Here is a 16007-nt window from a genome sequence, read left to right on the forward strand (position 1 = left end):
CACCCCGCCCCCGCGCCCGACATCCCCCCGGAGACCCCCCGTGCCGACGCCCGACCTCCCGCCGCCCGCCCTGGACAAGCCCGCGTCCGCGCCGCCGCCCGCCGCCTCGGACTTCTCCGCCACCTTCGCCGAGCACGCCTCCGTGCCCCGCCGCGGCCTGGTGCCCGGCGTGCGCGTGTGGGGCACGATCGGCGGCGCGGCGGCGGTGACGGCCGTCTGCGTGCTCGTCGTCCCGCTGCTCGGCGCTCTCGGCGGCGACAACGGCGGGGACGGCGGCCGTACGTCGGACACGGTGGTCGCCGCCGCGCGGACCCAGTCGCCGAGCGCGACGCCGTCGAGCACCGCCACCACCCCCGAGGCGGCGGTGACCACGACGAGCCCGCCGCCGACGACCAGGCCGCCCGCGGCCAAGCACGCCGCCGCCCCGCCCGCCGGGAACTCCAGCGGTTCCGGCGGTTCGGGGGGCTCGGCCGGATCAGGGGGCGGAGCCCCGCGCACCCGGGCCACGAAGAAGGCCACGAGCCCGGCGACCAGGCAGACCGCCAAGCCGCCGGCGAAGGCGACCAAGGCCGCCGCGCCGCCCGCTCCGGCCAGGGTCGGCGACTTCCTGGTCAGCGGCGGGTCGGGCAAGTGCCTGAACGCCTCGGCCGGTTCGGACGGCACCCACCTGCAACTGTGGACCTGCAACGGCAACGTCAACGAGCAGTGGACCTTCGCCTCCGACGGCACGATCCGCAGCAAGGGCCTGTGCATGGACGCCGCTTGGGGCAGCACGGACGACGGGACGATCGTCCAGATCGCCTATTGCAGCGGCAATCCGGCGCAGCAGTTCACGCTGAGCGGCGGCGTGATCCGCGGCGACCAGTCGGGCCTGTGCGTCGACGTATGGATGGCCGCGACCTCCGACGGCACTCCGATCAAGCTCCACCCGTGCAACGGCGGCAGCAACCAGGCGTGGAAACGCAAGGGTTGACGGTCGACGGCCCCGAACTCCGGTCCCGTGCGGGCGTGCGGTGTCGGCGCTGCGGCAGCGGCGGCCGCGGCGCGACAGGGTGATACACCGTTAGATCACCCTGCCGTGCCGGAGCTCCCGCTGCCGCCGGTGCCGGAGGGCGTCCAGCGGTTCCGGCGCCTGCGACGACGGATGGTGGGCCTCCTTGACCAGGAAGTGCGGGCGGCGCTTGGTCTCGTAGGAGATCCGGCCGATGTACTCGCCGATCAGGCCGAGCATCACCATCTGGACGCCGCCCAGGCCCACGATGATGGCGACCAGGGTGACACAACCGGGCGCGTCGACCCCGGTGACCAGCGCGTCCGCCGTGACCCCGGCCGCGGAGAGCCCGCCGAGCCCGGCACGGGTCCGCGCGTCGAAGCGGTCGATGACCGCCTCCTCGTCGTAACAGGGCACGACGACCGAGAGCTTCGTCATGCGCGCCTCCCGAGGCGACGGAGACCGAGGGCGGGTCCGCGGAGCGCGGACCCGGCCAAGAGCCCGTCGCGCATGAGGCGTTGGGGGAAGAGCCGTCGCGCGAGGGCGCGTCCGGCGGTACCCGAGGAGCCGTCGCGCCCCGAGCGGTCGCGGAACCGGCCGCCGACGCCGACCGCGAGCAGCACGGCCAGGGCGAGGCCGGAGGCCGGGAGCCCGGCGTTCAGACCGGGTGTGCGGAACGAGCAGGAGACCCGCGAACCGCCGCCCAGATCCACGGCGATGAGGCCGCCGAGGGTGCGGGGGGCCGTCGACGCGCCGCCGTCGACCGAACAGCGCCAGCCGGTCACGGCGGGCACGGCGAGGACCGCGGTGCCGTGGCCGCCCCGACGGAAGGCGGCCGTGATCGTGTGGCCGCCCGCCGTGACCTCGGCCGGGCCGGTGGCCCGCAGCTTCGTGACCGCGCGCCGCAGCACGTCCTGGTCGAGGCAGCCGACCGGGAACCGCGGGATGTCCTGGGCGGTGGTGGTGCCCAGCGCCAGCCGGATCCGGCCGCTCGCGGGCACGGCGCCGAGCGGCATGATCCCGTTGGCGGCCAGGTCGTGGACGCCGACCGCCCGGTACTCGGCGCCGTTCGCACGGACCGGGCCGGAGAACCAAGGCGCGTACAGATACGCGAGGGTGCCCGGCGCGCAGGTCGCGGTGAACGACGTCCAGGCCGCGCCCTTGGCGTTGCCCGGCAGCCGCCAGGTGCCGTTCGGCTCGGGGACGGGCCGTGGCCCGGAGGCGGGGGCGAGCAGCGGCACGCCGTAGACCCGGGCGCCGAGCACGCGCTGCTGCCGGGCGAAGACCGAGGTGTCGCGGACGGCGCCGTCGAAGGCCGCGCCGGGCCTGAGGGTGACGATCGGGGGAGCGGGCGCGGTGTGCTGGGCGACGGCGCTCGGCGCGCCGGGCACAATGCCGAGGGAACTGCTCACTCCCATGATCGCCCGGCCCACCGGGTCGTCGAGGCCGTAGATGTGACGGCCCCTCATGGTCCAGGCGGAGCCGAGGGCCTGGAGGGTGGCCGCGGTCCGCGCGGGCAGATAGCTGCTGTAGTACGAGCCGCCCTCACCGCCGAGCAGCAGCGGGTCGTTGGCGGTGTACTGGTGCGGACCGGGGTCGGTGCGGGTCGCGGGCCAGTCGTCCCGCGCGCCGACCGCCGCGTGCGCGGTGAGCGACGCGGCGCTGATCGTCTCCCTCGGCGTCCACCGGGGGTTGTCGTCCCTGATCACGCTGACGGAGAAGACGCTGTAGGCGGTGGCGAGGAAGACCGAGCAGGTCAGCGCGGCGAACACGCCGATACGTACCCGGCGGTCGGTCCGGTGGCGGGCGAGCAGCAGCAGAAGGCCGAGGACGAGGGCGCTGTCGGCGAGGATCAGGATCCACTCGCCGCGCGTGAAGTAGTGGCCGCCGCTCACCACGGCGAGCAGGACCGCCAACGCGGCCCCGCCCGCGAGCAGTTCACGTGGGCGTGGCCTGCGGGAGAGCGCCAGCCAGGCGACCGCCACCAGCATGGACGTCAGCGCGATGGCGGCGCGGTAGGGGCTGCCGTTGGGCATGGCCAGGCCGTGCCACAGCAGGACCGTCGGCTTCCAGACGTACGACAGGGCCACCAGGACCAGCAGCCCGGTCCAGACCGCGCGTTCCCTGCCAGGCACCCGCCGCATGAAGGGGAAGGCGAGCACGAGCAGCAGCGGCAGCAGTCCGACGGAGATCCGCGGGGCGGACGGGTAGAGGCCGCCGGGCAGCAGGTGCGCGAGGTAGTCGAGGGCGGCGGGCGGCGTGTAGTCCTGGGGCTCGGCGGGCTGGGACGCCTTGCTGGCGGTGTAACTCACCGTCAGCACGGGCGCGGCCAGCAGCAGGCCGGTCGCGGTCGCCGCCGCGGCGCGCAGCAGTGCGCGCCAACGGTCCCGCACCGGACGGGAGTCGAGCAGCAGGCGGGCGCCGAGGACCAGACCCATGCCGAGGGTCGCCATGGCCGCGGTGTAGAAGTTCGCCGCCCAGCACAGGGTGATCACCAGCGTCGCGGGCACCCAACGGCGGTTGTGCAGACACCAGTCGTAGGCGATGCCGAGCAGCGGGAAGGACGACAGGCCCCACATCCACATGGGGTCGCCGAAGCCGTCCGAGACCGTCCAGGTGCTCACCGCGTAGCCGACCGCGAGCAGCGCGCGCAGCCACGGCGAGCCCGGCCGCAGCCTGCCGAGGTAGACCGTCATCAGGGCCGCGCCGAGTCCGATGCTCAGCACCGTGGCCGTGAAGACGGCCGCGTTGACGGCGTCGCGCGGGAAGAGCCCGACCAGCCAGGAGAACGGGTTCATCAGATAGGTGAAGAAGTCGGCGAGGAAGGGGACGCCGTATCCGCTGCCCCAGTTGACGATTAGGTCGCCGGTGGCGCGGCCGTGCATCAGGTCCCACAAGTGGGCGTGGTACGGCACGAATTGGTTGCCGAGGTCGTTGACGGCCCGCGATCTCGGTCCGAACGGGTACGTCCCGTGCACGGCCAGCGCCAGGCAGTAGGCACCCATGGAGACGGCCGCCGCGAGCAGCGCCGCCAGCGGTGTCGCGGCGGCCCGGAGCGCCGGGCGGCGCGGCGGACCGGCGGGCGGCGCCGCTGGGGGTGTGTCGATGGCCGCGGAGGAGGAGGTCAGCACCGTGTCCCGCTTGCTCGTATGCCTCAGATCGTCTCCCGGCGCATCCTACTACGTTCTCTGTAGTAGTTTTCGGCATCTCGTCGCTCCGTCGTCCTCCGGCGCCGACCGCCGGGGTTCATACCGCGGACGCCGTCGTACGCGACCGGCTCCGCAGCCGTCTCAGGGCCACGTCGAAGGCCCCGCGCGCGCCGGGTGCCAGGCGCAGTGCCAGCGAACCGCCCGCCGTCCGGTACGCCTGGATCAGCGCGACGCCGTACCGCCCGCAGGGGGTGACCGTGCGCCGCAGCCCCGAGTCCTGGGCGCGCGGCGCGAGCGGGGCCGTCACCGTGCCGTCGGCGTACCGCAGCCGCACCCGTACGTCCCAGGTCTGGGTGCCGCGACAGCCCGCGGCGGCGAGCCGGCCCACGTCGAGCGGGACGCTGGCGCGCCAGCGACCGCACTCGTCGTACGCCGTGGCCGTGGTGGTGACGGCGGGTTCCGCGCCGTCCCGCGCGATGACGTCGACCTCCACGGAGACCGGGCCGCCGACCGCGGCGAGGCGGCCGTACAGATCGCGGATTCGCAGCCGCAGTCGCCCGTGACGGCCGGTGAACAGCGTGCCGTCCACCGTCAACGGCAGTGCGTCGAGCGGGAGTTGGCCGAGCCCGTCGAGCCTGACGTCGCGCAGGCCGTCCGACCAGACGGGACCGGCCGACGTCCGCGCGTACGGCGGGGCCAGTCTGGCCGGGTCCGCCGCGAGCTGCGCGAGCCGGGCCAGGTCGCGCGGGGCGTCACCGGCCAGCACCACCGCGGCGATCCAGCGGGCGGGGGCCGCCGCCGCGGCCCGCTCGGCGTCGGTGAAGGAGGCCAGGTAGGCGCGGGCCAGTCTCCACCACGCGCGCTGGTACGCGGGGTCGCGGCCGGGCAGTTCGCGGACGTACAGGCACAGGTCGTCGTCGAGGAATTTGGTGCGGCAGGCGGCGGCGAGCAGGGGGCGGCGGGCGGCGGTGAAGACGTCGACGGCCTGGCGGTGGGCGGCGACGCGGGCGGCCCAGTCGCCGATGTCCCGGCGGGCGGGCGCGACCGGCTCCCCGGCCTCGCGGCGCGCCCGCCGGACGCAGACGGTGTCGGGCACGACGGCGATCGGCGGTCCCGCCGCCAGCACGCGGGCGGTGAAGACGAAGTCCTCGTAGGCGAAGGTGCCTTCGGGGCAGCGGAGCCGGTGCCGGTCGAGGAAGGCGCGCCGGTAGAGCTTGTTGACGCACAGGGTGTCGCGCAGGAGCTCCGGATGGTCCTCGGGGGACGCGAGGACGGCGGCCTCGCGGTAGAGCGCGGGCTGCCAGCGCACCTCACGGCCGCCGGGCAGTTCGCGGCGGACGGCGACGCCGACGGTGACCGGCGTGCCGTGGGTCTCCGCGGCGGTCAGCAGCGCGCGTACGGCGCCGTCCGGCAGCACGCCGTCGCTGTCGAGGAACATCACGTACTCGGCGGTGGCGACCGCGACGCCGTCGTTGCGGGGCGTGCCGCGACCGCCGCTGTTCTCGGCGCGGTGCACGACGCGCAGTCGGGGCTCGCGGGCGGCCAGCGCGTCCAGGACGTCGGGCGTCCGGTCGCGGGAGGCGTCGTCCACCGCGACGACCTCGGTGACGGCCAGGCCCTGCGCGAGCGCGGACCGTACGGCGGCGCCGACGGTTTCCGCGTCGTCGCGGGCGATGACGACGACGCACACGCCCGGCCCTGTCATCCGCATGGCGAACCGTCCATGGCGGCCACTCCCTGTCGGCCCTCTCCCGGTCGGCGGCCCGGTGCTCCGGGACGCCGTGATGCCGGTGGTTACTACACTCCTTGTAGTAACCACCCGGAACCGGAAGCTACTACAGACCTTGTAGTAGCGTAATAAGGGGAGACGAGATCACCGATGGCCCCTCAGCGCCGGAGCCGCGGCAGTCTGGCACGCGACATCCAGGCCGTGCTCGCCGCGGGCACAGGACCGATGACCCCCGCGCAGGTCCGCGACGCGCTCGGCGGGGAGCTGGCCTACACGACGGTGATGACGGTGCTCACCCGGCTGCACGCCAAGGGCGAGGTCACCCGGCGGCAGGAGGGCCGCGGCTACGCGTACACCGCGCCCGCGCACCCGGCCGAGGTCACCGCGCAGCGCATGCAGCGACTGCTCGACGCCGACGACGACCGCGCCGGTGTGCTGGTCCGCTTCGTCGGCACGCTCAAGGCCGCCGACGAACACCTCCTGCGCAGCCTCCTCGACCCGCCGGGCCCCGAAAGTCGCCGGGACGGCGAGGCAACCGACGGCGCGGCCGATCCGTCTGACGGACCGGAGCCGGACGGAGAGCGGTGAAGGTGCTGACAGCGGTGGACGCGACGAACGGGCGGCACGCGACGGGCGCGACCGCCGTGCGCGGGCCGATGCCCAGGGACCCGACCGCGTCACGCCGTTCGGCGTCCCCGGACCCGACCGCTGTGCGCGGGCCGACGCCTCAAGACCCGACCGCCGTGCCCGGATCGGCGTCCCCGGACCCGACCGACTCGACCGCGTCGCGCGGATCGCCGCCCCCGGACCCGACCTGCTCGACCGCGTCGCGCCGTCCGGCACCCCCGGACCGGCGGCGGGCGGCCGACACCGGGGAGGCGGCGTGACCGGAGCCGTCTGCGCGACTACCCTCGTCTGCCTGCTGTTCGCGCTCACCGCGCCCCGGCTCGGAAAGCTGCTGCCGCCCGCCACGGCCACCCGGCTGCTCGTGCCCGCCGCGCTCGCGGTGGCCGCCTCGACCCTGTTCGTCCTCGGTGAGCTGGGCTTCACCTGGCTCGGACAGGTGCCCGCGATCGCCGCGCTCGGACCGTGGTCGCCCAAGCGCCTCGACGCCCTCGACCCCGTGCCCGACCCGCTGGCCGCGGCCAGCCTCGTCCTGCTGGCCGCGGCCGTCGCGCACGCCTCGCTCACCGTCGTCCGCCGACTGCGCGCGCTGGCCGCCGTCTACCGGATCGCCCGCGGCCCCCGCACCGCCGACCCCGTGCTCGTCGTCGACAACGCGTGGCCCGACGCCTTCACCACCCCCGCCCCCGCCGCGCGCATCGTCATCACCACCGGCCTGCTCAGGGCGCTCACCCCGCAGGAGCGGCAGGTCGTCCTCGCCCACGAGCACTCCCACCTCAACCACCGGCACGTCTGGTGGATCCTCGCCGCCGAACTGGCCGCGGGCGTCAACCCGTTGCTGCGCCGTACCGCCAAGGCGGCCGGTCAGGCCGTCGAGCGCTGGGCGGACGAGGACGCCGCCCGCAGCGTCGGCGACCGGCAGCTCGTCGCCAGGACCATCGCCCGCGCGGCGCTGCTCCAGCACGACGCGCCGCACCCGGCCGCCGGAGCCGCGCCCGTCGCGGCGGCCACCGGCAGCGACGTCCCCGCGCGGGTGCACGCCCTGCTCGGCCGCCCGCCGCGCCGCCGTCCGCTGGCCCTCACGACACTGGCCGCGCTGCTGGTCGCCAGTACGGTCGCCACCGTCGCCGTCGAACGCACCGGCGAGCACCTCTTCGACCGCGCGGCCCAGCCGCCGCCCGCCACCGTGCGCGACCACGTCCATGTGCACGCGCGCGTCCCCGCGCCCCACCGCGCGCACACCCCCGCACCGGGCCGGGTCACCCGCCACCTCCACTCGTCGCTGGTGCCCGCCCTCGCACGGGACCGGGCCGACCGCGACACGGGCGGCGACCGCCTCCCGGGGTGAGCGCGGCTCGCACCGCCCTTGGCGCGCCCTGTTCCGCGCCGGTACGGACCGGCGTAGGTTCTGGGGCGGAGACCGCGGCCGCAACGGCCGCCGGGGGAGGGCTGCATGACCGTGCTCAAGGGCAAGACCGCTGTGGTCACCGGCGGTTCGCGGGGCATCGGCCGGGCGATCGTGGAACGGCTCGCACGCGACGGCGCGGACGTCGTGTTCGGCTACGCGCGCGACGCCGAGGCCGCGGCCGATGTCGTACGCACCGTCGAGGAGGCGGGCGGGACCGCGCGGGCGCTCCGGGCCGACCTCGTGGAACCCGGCGCCGCCGAGCGGCTGATGGCCACCGCCGACCGTCACCTCGGCGGCCTGGACATCCTGGTCAACAACGCCGCGCTGAGCATCACCCCCGTGCCCCTGGCCGACACCGACGAGGAGATGTACGACCGCGTGATGGCGGGCAACGCCAAGTCCACGTTCCTGACCATGCGTTACGCGGCCAGGCACCTGCGCGACGACGGCCGTGTCATCAACATCTCCACCCTCAACACGCTCCGCCCGGCGCCCGGGAACGCGCCCTACGCGGCCAGCAAGGGCGCGATCGAGCAACTGACCCGCGTGGCCTCCCGCGAGCTCGGCGCGCGCGGCATCACCGTCAACACGGTCTCGCCCGGCGCCACCGACACCGACCTCCTGCGCGAGGCCAACCCGGGTGCGGACTTCCAGCCGCTCATCGACCTCACCCCGCTCGGCCGCCTGGGCCGCCCCGCCGACATCGCGGACGTCGTCGCCTTCCTCGCCGGCCCCGCCGCCCGCTGGCTCACCGGCCAGAATCTCCGCGCGGACGGCGGCCTCAGCTAGTGGGGACCTGCGGTCTCCCCGCCGTGTCCCCACGGTGGCCCCGCGACAGACCATCGGATTCCGGCTCCGAACGAGACCGCCGGACGACTCGCCAGACGAACACGGAGAAGACGTCATGACAGCATCCATCCTGGTCACCGGCGGTACGGGCACCCTCGGGCGGCACGTAATCCCGCTCCTGCCGGAGGCGGGCACCAAACCCCGGGTGCTGAGCCGTACGGCCCACGCGTCCGGCGACGGCGTCGAGTACGTCACCGGCGACCTGCTCACGGGCGAGGGAATCGACGCGGCGGTGGACGGCATCGAGACCGTCCTGCACCTCGCGGGCGACGCGAAGAGCGACGACAAGTCCACCCGCGCCCTGCTGACCGCCGCGTCGGCCGCGGGCGTACGGCACTTCGTCTACATCTCGGTCGTCGCGGCGGACAAGGTCCCGCTCGGCTACTTCAAGGTGAAACTGGCCGCCGAGCGGATGGTGGCCGAGTCCGGGCTGCCGTGGACGACGCTGCGCGCCGCGCAGTTCCACGAGTTCGCCTTCACCGTGATCGGGAAGATGGCCAAGCTGCCGGTGCTGCCGATCCCCGGCGTGATGCGGCTCCAGCCGGTCGACTCACGCGAAGTCGCCGCCCGCATGGTGGAGTTGGCCCTCGCCGAGCCCGCGGGGCGGGTCCCCGACATGGTGGGTCCCACCGTCTACACGCTGGCCGAGGCGGCCCGCGGCTACCTCCAGGCGGTCGGCAAGCGCCGCCCGATCATGCCGGTCCCGATGCCGGGCAAGGCCGGGCGCGTGTACCGGGACGGGGAGAATCTGACGACTGAGGGCGCCACCGTCGGCGAGCGCACCTGGGAGGCGTTCCTGGCCGAACGGGCGGTCTGACCAAGGTACGTGGGCACACCGCGGGCCGCCGTCCGCTCCGCGTACGAGGGGGCGGCCCTCACGTACGCGGAGGTTCGCCCCTGCCCCGGACCGGATGCTCCGGCTGCCCGGACGCGTCCCCCGGCGGGCGCGGCTCGGGTACGGGGGCGGGGGCCGCGCCGCCCGCGACCCGTGTGCTCGACCGGCGGGTACCGGTCGTCGCGTAGGCCGAATAGCGCGGCACCCAGCGCAGCAGCGCGCCCGCCGCCGCGAGGCCGACCGCGCCCATGAGGGCGATCCCGGCCGCGAGGCTGCCGAGGGCGGCGGCGGCCGAGACGACCAGCGGACCGCCCGCCGCGCCGGAGTCCGCGCACAGCCGCCACACACCGAGGAACTGCGAGCGGGCGCGCGGCGGCGCGACATCGGCGCCGAGGGTCATGAGGATGCCGCTGCCGATCCCGTTGCCGAAGCCCATCAGCATGGCGACGACGGTCAGCGACGCCAGGCTGTGGGTCAGCGGCAGCGCGGCCTGCGCGCAGCCCAGCACCACCATGGACGGCACGGCGATCCACAGCCGGCCCGCCCGGTCCATCACCTGCCCCGACGGATAGAAGGTCAGGGTGTCGACCAGCCCCGCGATCCCGAAGACCACACTGGTGGACGAAGGGCTCAGACCCAGATGGTCGGCCCACAGCGGCAGCACCGTCTGCCGGGTCGCGCGGACCGAGGCCACCAGCAGGACGGCCAGGCCCAGCGTCAGGAAGACCCGGCGGTGGCCGCGCAGCACCGACCGTACCGAGGCGGTCTCCCGCACGGCCCCCGCCGCCGGGTCCGCGACGTCGCGCACGGTCAGCAGCACCACGACCGTCACCGCCGTGCACAGCAGCGCCAGCCAGTAGATGTCGTGCACCGGGAACCTGGTGAGCACGGCCGCGCCGAGGAACGGCCCGACGAAGGCGCCGACGCGCGACATACCGCCGAGTGTGGACATCGCCCGCGCGCGCAGCCCGGTGGGCACGACCTCGGTGAGATACGACTGTCTGGCCAGGATGAAGACGGCGTTGGAGGCGCCGGTGACGGTCACCGCCACCGCGAGCTGCCACACGCTGCGGGCCAGCGCGCAGCCGGACAGCGTCACCGCCGTGACCCCGGAGGCGACCAGCATCGCCTTGCGGTCGCCGAGCCGCGCCGCCAGCGCGCCGGCCGGCACGTCGCCGAGGATCTGCCCGACGCCGAGCAGCGCCAGCACCAGCCCGGCGCTCCCGACGCTCGCGCCGAGCGCTCTGCCGCTGAGCGCGAGCACCGGAGCGAGGGCGCCCATGCCCGTCTCGAAGATCAGGACCGGCAGGAAGACCGCCGGTATCAGACTCCTCAGGGACACGGGACGCGCACTCACCTGTTGATTGCCTCACCTCGGGCCGGACCTCACCGGGCACGCCCTCGGTCGGCGGCGGGCCGTCCACCATTCAACAACAGCCGAGATGTCGATCCGGGCCCGACCCGTTCGTATGGACAGTGAGAGCCGGTCGGCGCACCGGCCGCAGGAGCCGGGCAGGAGCCCGGTACGGACCCGGGAGGCACCCCATGCCGCAGTATCTGCTCAGCGTCTACCAGCCCGACACCGACGAGCCGCCGTCCGCCGAATTCCTCGCCCCGATCCGGCGCGACCTCGACACGCTCAACGCCGAGATGAAGGCCGCCGGGGCCTGGGTCTTCGCCGCGGGCCTGTTCCCCGCGGGCACGGCCACCGTGCTGCGGCACAAGGGCGACGACATCCTGACCACGGACGGCCCGTACGTCGAGGGCAAGGAGCACCTCGGCGGCTTCACGATCGTCGAGGCGCCCGACCTGGACGCCGCCCTCGCGTGGGGCCGCGCGCTCGCCCGCGCGACGACCCTCCCGATCGAGGTCAGGCCCCTCCGGTACGGGCCGTCCGAGTGACGTCGGCATGACGCGCGAGCCGGAGCGACGGCCGCCGTACGAGGGGCCGGAGCCGGGGCCGGAGCCACGGGCGGCGTACGGGCCGGGAAAGGGGGCGGCACCCGAGCCGGAGGCCGCCCGCGTCTTCCGCGAGCAGTACGGCCGCGCTGTCGCCGTCCTCGTCCGCTCCTTCGGCGACATCGACGTCGCCGAGGAGGCGGTCCAGGACGCGTTCACCACGGCGGTACGGCGCTGGCCGGCCGACGGGGTGCCGCCGAGCCCGGCGGGCTGGATCATCACCACGGCGCGCAACCGCGCGATCGACCGGCTGCGCCGCGAGTCCTCCCGCGCGGACCACCAGGCCCAGGCCGCGCTGCTGCGGGCCGACCGGGAACCGGCGCGAGAGGAGGGCCCCGTGCACGACGACCGGCTGCGGCTGATCTTCACCTGCTGCCACCCGGCCCTCTCGCCGGCGGCCAGGACCGCCCTGACGCTGCGGCTGCTCGGCGGGCTGACCACGGCCGAGATCGCGCGGGCCTTCCTGGTGCCCGAGCCGACCATGGCGCAGCGGCTGGTGCGGGCCAAGGGCAAGATCCGCGACGCGCGCATCCCGTACCGCGTCCCGTCCGACGCCGACCTGCCCGACCGGCTCCGCGCGGTGCTCGCCGTCGTCTATCTGATCTTCAACGAGGGCCACACGGCCGGTTCGGGCGACCGGCTGGTCCGCGCCGACCTGTGCGCCGAGGCGGTACGGCTCGGCCGCCTGCTGCACGCGCTGATGCCCGACGAGCCCGAAGTGCCCGGCCTGCTGGCGCTGATGCTGCTCACCCGGTCGCGGGAGGCGGCGCGCACCGCCGGGGACGGCGGCCTCGTCCTCCTCGCCGACCAGGACCGGAGCCGGTGGGACCGCGCCCTGATCGCGGAGGGCCAGGATCTCGTACGGCAGTGCCTGCGGCGGGGGCAGCCGGGTCCGTACCAGATCCAGGCGGCGATCAACGCCGTGCACTGCGACGCGCCGACGGCGGCGGCCACGGACTGGCCGCAGATCGTGACGCTGTACGACCAGTTGCTCGCCGTCGCCCCCGGCCCGGTCGTCGCCCTCAACCGCGCGGTCGCGGTGGCCGAGGTCCAGGGACCGGCGGCGGCGCTCGCCCTCGTCGACCGCCTCGACCTGGACGGCTACCACGTCCTGCACGCCGTCCGCGCCGACCTGTTGCGCCGCCTGGGCCGTACGCGGGAGGCCGCGGCGGCCTACGACGCGGCGCTCGGGCGGACCGACAACGCGGCCGAGCGGGCCTTTCTGCGCGGCAGGCGGCGGTCGCTCGACGGGCCGACGCCGTAGGGCCGGTGGTGGCGGTCCCGTATGCCCCTCGTCAACCGGCGCGCAGCGCGGCCAGGCGGTCGAGGAAGACGCGCTGCCCCTCCACGATCTTCTCGTGGGCCTGCGGCAGACCGAGCCAGGCCACCCGGTCGATCTCCGGGAACTCCTGGAGGCGGCCCGACCCCTTCGGCCACTCCATCGTGAAGGTGCCGGGCACGGCGAGGGCCGGGTCGAAGTCGGCGTGCAGCGCCCAGGCCGTGACGACCTTGCCGCCGGACTGCTCGGTCTCGCCGAGCGGGAGGAGTTCGCCGTCGGGCAGCGGCAGGCCGACCTCCTCCCGGAACTCGCGCCGGGCGGCGTCCACCGCGGCTTCGTCCGGCTCGTACTCGCCCTTGACGATCGACCACGCGCCCGCGTCGCGCCGGGCCCAGAAGGGCCCGCCCATGTGCCCGAGAAGGACCTCGATCCCGCCGTCCCGGTCCGCGCCGCCGACCTCGCGGAAGAGCAGGACCCCGGCGCTGCGCTTGTTCACCACACCGCCAAGTCTGGCCTCCCGGCCGAGGTTTACGGGAGAGGCACACCAGACAGACGCCTGCCGGACCGGGCCCGCGCAGGGCCGCGTCCCCCCGCGCCCCGGTCGGCACCCTCGCACGGCGCCGCTTTGGCCGCAGCCGTCGCCGTCCGCGCGGCGGGGGGATCTCCATGGCGACGTCGACCGGGTGCCACCAGGCGTCCTGGGCGGCGCGGGGCGCCGATCGGGCGCGTGGCACGATGATCGGACCGCGAAGAGCGGCCCTGACCTCAAGCCTCTGACCCCCAGCCGTGACCTGAAGCGCTTCACCTGAAGCACCTGACCTGAAGCCCTTCAACCGTCCCCCGAACCCCCGGAGCAGCGCGTGCGCCACCTCGACTATGACGACATCCGGCAGGCGGCCGACCGCATCGACGGCCACATCAGGCCGGTGGCCGTCACCAGGGCCGACCCCGGCCTCGTCGGCGGCGGCCGGGGCGGCAAGCCCTACGAGCTGTGGTTCGCCCTGGAATACCTCCAGTTCACGGGCTCCTTCAAAGCGCGCGGCGCGCGGAATTTCCTGCTCGCGCACAGCGCCGCCGGCACCCTCCCGGCCGCGGGCGTCACCATCGCGTCCGGCGGCAACGCCGGGCTCGCCTGCGCGTGGGCGGCCAAGGCGCTCGGCGTCCCCGCCACCGTCTTCGTGCCCGAGACGGCCCCCGCGGTGAAGGTCGCGCGCCTGCGGGCGTACGGCGCGGACGTACGCCTGGTGGGCAAGGAGTACGCCGAAGCGCTCGCCGCCTGCGAGGAGTTCACCGCCACCGCGGGCGCGCTGGGCAGCCACGCCTACGACCACCCGTACATCGCTGCGGGGGCGGGCACCGTACTGGACGAGATCCGTACCGCGATTCCCGGCCTGGACACCGTCCTTGTGGCGGTCGGCGGCGGCGGACTGTTCGCCGGGGTCGCCACCGCCGCGCGCGAGCACGGCATCCGCGCCGTCGCCGTGGAGCCGGAGAACGCCCGTACGCTGCACGCGGCCGTCGAGGCCGGCCACCCGGTCGACGTGACCGTGGACTCCGTCGCGGGCGACTCGCTCGGCGCGCGCCGCGCCACCGAGATGGCGGTCCACGCGGGCCGTCAGGACAACGCGCGGTCCGTCCTGGTGCCCGACCGGGCCATCATCGCCGCCCGCCAGACGCTCTGGGACGAGCTGAGGATCGTCACCGAGGTGGGCGGGGCCACCGCCTTCGCGCCGCTGCTGCCGACCGGGGGAGAGGACGGCGGGGGGCGGCCGTACGAGCCGCGCCCCGGCGAGAAGGTGGCGGTCCTGCTGTGCGGGGCCAACACCGACCCCGGCGATCTGGTGTCCCGCGCGGAAGGCTGAGCCGCGGCCGTTCGAGGGCGTCCCGCTGCGGCGGGGCGTTCCGAGCGGCGGGGCGTTCCGAGCGGCGCCGCTCAGCGCAGGACGGCCGCAAGCGCCGAGCGGTGCCGCTCAGCGCAGGACGGCCGCCAGCAGATCGGAGCCGAGCGACGTCAGATCGGGTGCGTTGAGGGTGTACCGGACGTAACGGCCGTGGCGTTGGCTCGTGAGCAGGCCCGCGCGGCGCAGGACGGCGAGGTGGCGGGAGACCTCGGGGGGCGACAGCTCCCAGGCGTGGGCCAGTTCGACGGTGGTGTGCGGGCCGCGCGCGAGGGTGCGCAGCAGCCGCAGCCGTACCGGATGCGCGAGCGCCTCCAGCCGGAGCGTGACCGTCTCCATCGGCACCTGCTCGGACGGGCCCGGCTCGGCCACCGGGTACTGCACCACCGGCCGCCACCCGGGCGCGTGCACCGCCACTAGGTGCGGGCGGCCGAAGACGCTCGGGATGAAGGTGACCCCGTCGTCGCGGGCGGCGGTCGCGCTGTCCTGGAGCTTGTCCACGACGATCCGGTCACCGCCCGGCGCCAGGGCGACCGCGCCGGAGACCGAGGCGAGCGCCGCACCGAGACCCTGCCGCTTGAGCAGGTCGTGCTTCAGGCGCAGGTCGGAGGCGATGCGTACGGCGGCCCCCGCCCAGGCGGCGTCGAAGAACGCCCCGGCGCACTGTTCGAGGGTGTCGCGCACCCGCGCCCGCACGGCGGCCGGGTCCGCGAGCAGCCGTTCCGCGAACGCCTCCTGCAACGCGCCGCGCGCCTGGGCGAGGTCCAGGGCCCGTTCGCGCGCGGTCGCGTCGGCGAGCGGCGACGGGGAGCCGAAGTGGATCCGGTTGCTGCCGCAGGTGGTGACCAGCGCGGCGGTCACGTACCGGGCGTCGTCGATCCGGTCCACATCGTCCAGTTCCTCGGCGAGGGTCGGCCGGGGCCGGGCGGGCACCAGGAAGTCGGCGCGCGAGGACCGCCACAGGAACTCCGCCTCCCGCAGCCGCTCGGCCAGCTCGGGCCGCAGCGCGGCCCACACGTCCGCGGCCCACCCGGCGAGCCGCGGATGGTGTCCGGGTTCCGCCAGGACGTGCAGCATCGCCGTCAGCTCCGCCAGCGGGGAGGCGGCGAACCGCAGCCGCTCGGGCGGCAGGCCGCCGATGTCGATCCGCAAGGTCACCCACCCATTATGAGCAGCGCAAAAGCCCCTGGCCGGGGGGGGGGGGGGGGGGGGGGGGGGGGGGGGGGGGGGGGGGGGGGGGGGGGGGGGGGGGGGGGGTGGCGTGCGCGAGACGCACCAAGACCCAC

14 protein-coding genes are annotated in these 16007 nt (G+C 75.3%); 8 read left to right on the forward strand and 6 right to left on the reverse strand.

Annotation, left to right across the window (positions count from 1 at the left end):
* Positions 1-40: 40 nt before the first annotated feature.
* Positions 41-973, forward strand: a complete 933-nt coding sequence (locus ACZ37P_RS10735) for an RICIN domain-containing protein (RefSeq protein WP_467346041.1) — start codon at positions 41-43, stop codon at positions 971-973.
* Between the two features lie 90 nt (positions 974-1063).
* Here the strand turns inward: ACZ37P_RS10735 and ACZ37P_RS10740 are convergent, their stop codons facing one another.
* The 3 genes from ACZ37P_RS10740 to ACZ37P_RS10750 all read right to left on the reverse strand — a co-directional run bounded on the left by ACZ37P_RS10740 (position 1064) and on the right by ACZ37P_RS10750 (position 5851).
* Positions 1064-1429, reverse strand: coding sequence for a hypothetical protein (locus tag ACZ37P_RS10740; RefSeq protein WP_467346042.1), 366 nt, complete (start codon positions 1427-1429; stop codon positions 1064-1066).
* Entirely contained in the window at positions 1426-4122 is a 2697-nt protein-coding gene (locus ACZ37P_RS10745) for a YfhO family protein (RefSeq protein ID WP_467346043.1), read from the reverse strand. Before ACZ37P_RS10745 ends, ACZ37P_RS10740 begins: the two co-directional genes overlap by 4 nt.
* Before the next feature lie 115 nt (positions 4123-4237).
* Positions 4238-5851: a glycosyltransferase family 2 protein gene (locus tag ACZ37P_RS10750; protein WP_467346044.1), complete on the reverse strand. Its 1614-nt coding sequence runs from the start codon at positions 5849-5851 to the stop codon at positions 4238-4240.
* Positions 5852-6019: 168 nt separating this feature from the next.
* On the opposite strand from ACZ37P_RS10750, the gene ACZ37P_RS10755 reads away from it, so the two are divergent.
* The 4 genes from ACZ37P_RS10755 (at position 6020) to ACZ37P_RS10770 (ending at position 9567) form a co-directional block, all read left to right on the forward strand.
* Positions 6020-6457, forward strand: a complete 438-nt coding sequence (locus ACZ37P_RS10755; RefSeq protein ID WP_467346046.1) for a BlaI/MecI/CopY family transcriptional regulator — start codon at positions 6020-6022, stop codon at positions 6455-6457.
* Positions 6458-6752: 295 nt separating this feature from the next.
* Complete coding sequence (locus ACZ37P_RS10760) at positions 6753-7841, forward strand: M56 family metallopeptidase (protein WP_467346047.1); 1089 nt, start codon at positions 6753-6755, stop codon at positions 7839-7841.
* Positions 7842-7946: 105 nt separating this feature from the next.
* The gene (locus ACZ37P_RS10765; protein ID WP_467346049.1) at positions 7947-8690 is read left to right on the forward strand and encodes an SDR family NAD(P)-dependent oxidoreductase; all 744 of its coding nucleotides are present in this window, start codon (positions 7947-7949) and stop codon (positions 8688-8690) included.
* A gap of 115 nt (positions 8691-8805) precedes the next feature.
* Positions 8806-9567 (forward strand): SDR family oxidoreductase, encoded by a 762-nt coding sequence (locus ACZ37P_RS10770; RefSeq protein ID WP_391045909.1) that lies wholly within the window; start codon positions 8806-8808, stop codon positions 9565-9567.
* Positions 9568-9625: 58 nt separating this feature from the next.
* On the opposite strand, the gene ACZ37P_RS10775 is transcribed toward ACZ37P_RS10770, so the two are convergent.
* A complete protein-coding gene (locus ACZ37P_RS10775) occupies positions 9626-10927 on the reverse strand; it encodes an MFS transporter (protein WP_391045908.1) in 1302 nt (433 codons plus the stop codon).
* 203 nt (positions 10928-11130) lie between these two features.
* On the opposite strand from ACZ37P_RS10775, the gene ACZ37P_RS10780 reads away from it, so the two are divergent.
* A complete protein-coding gene (locus tag ACZ37P_RS10780; protein ID WP_391045906.1) occupies positions 11131-11487 on the forward strand; it encodes a YciI family protein in 357 nt (118 codons plus the stop codon).
* 7 nt (positions 11488-11494) lie between these two features.
* On the forward strand, positions 11495-12808 hold the full coding sequence (locus ACZ37P_RS10785) for an RNA polymerase sigma factor (protein ID WP_467346052.1): 1314 nt from the start codon (positions 11495-11497) through the stop codon (positions 12806-12808).
* A 31-nt stretch (positions 12809-12839) separates the two neighbouring features.
* Here ACZ37P_RS10785 and ACZ37P_RS10790 read toward each other — a convergent pair whose 3' ends face one another.
* Positions 12840-13322 (reverse strand): NUDIX hydrolase, encoded by a 483-nt coding sequence (locus ACZ37P_RS10790; RefSeq protein ID WP_467346054.1) that lies wholly within the window; start codon positions 13320-13322, stop codon positions 12840-12842.
* 361 nt (positions 13323-13683) lie between these two features.
* Here ACZ37P_RS10790 and ACZ37P_RS10795 point away from each other — a divergent pair, with 361 nt between their 5' ends.
* Entirely contained in the window at positions 13684-14685 is a 1002-nt protein-coding gene (locus ACZ37P_RS10795; RefSeq protein WP_467346056.1) for a threonine/serine dehydratase, read from the forward strand.
* A gap of 108 nt (positions 14686-14793) precedes the next feature.
* Here ACZ37P_RS10795 and ACZ37P_RS10800 read toward each other — a convergent pair whose 3' ends face one another.
* Complete coding sequence (locus ACZ37P_RS10800) at positions 14794-15879, reverse strand: DUF5937 family protein (RefSeq protein WP_467346057.1); 1086 nt, start codon at positions 15877-15879, stop codon at positions 14794-14796.
* Positions 15880-16007 lie beyond the last annotated feature (128 nt).

The organism is Streptomyces sp. NPDC024632 (genome assembly GCF_055559175.1).

What these genes read in the sequence shown, in the direction of transcription:
- ACZ37P_RS10740 (WP_467346042.1), bottom strand. Translation starts at nt 1,429, where the DNA reads ATGACGAAGCTCTCGGTCGTCGTGCCCTGTTACGACGAGGAGGCGGTC.
- ACZ37P_RS10755 (WP_467346046.1), top strand. Translation starts at nt 6,020, where the DNA reads ATGGCCCCTCAGCGCCGGAGCCGCGGCAGTCTGGCACGCGACATCCAG.
- ACZ37P_RS10765 (WP_467346049.1), top strand. Translation starts at nt 7,947, where the DNA reads ATGACCGTGCTCAAGGGCAAGACCGCTGTGGTCACCGGCGGTTCGCGG.
- ACZ37P_RS10780 (WP_391045906.1), top strand. Translation starts at nt 11,131, where the DNA reads ATGCCGCAGTATCTGCTCAGCGTCTACCAGCCCGACACCGACGAGCCG.
- ACZ37P_RS10785 (WP_467346052.1), top strand. Translation starts at nt 11,495, where the DNA reads ATGACGCGCGAGCCGGAGCGACGGCCGCCGTACGAGGGGCCGGAGCCG.
- ACZ37P_RS10750 (WP_467346044.1), bottom strand. Translation starts at nt 5,851, where the DNA reads ATGCGGATGACAGGGCCGGGCGTGTGCGTCGTCGTCATCGCCCGCGAC.
- ACZ37P_RS10770 (WP_391045909.1), top strand. Translation starts at nt 8,806, where the DNA reads ATGACAGCATCCATCCTGGTCACCGGCGGTACGGGCACCCTCGGGCGG.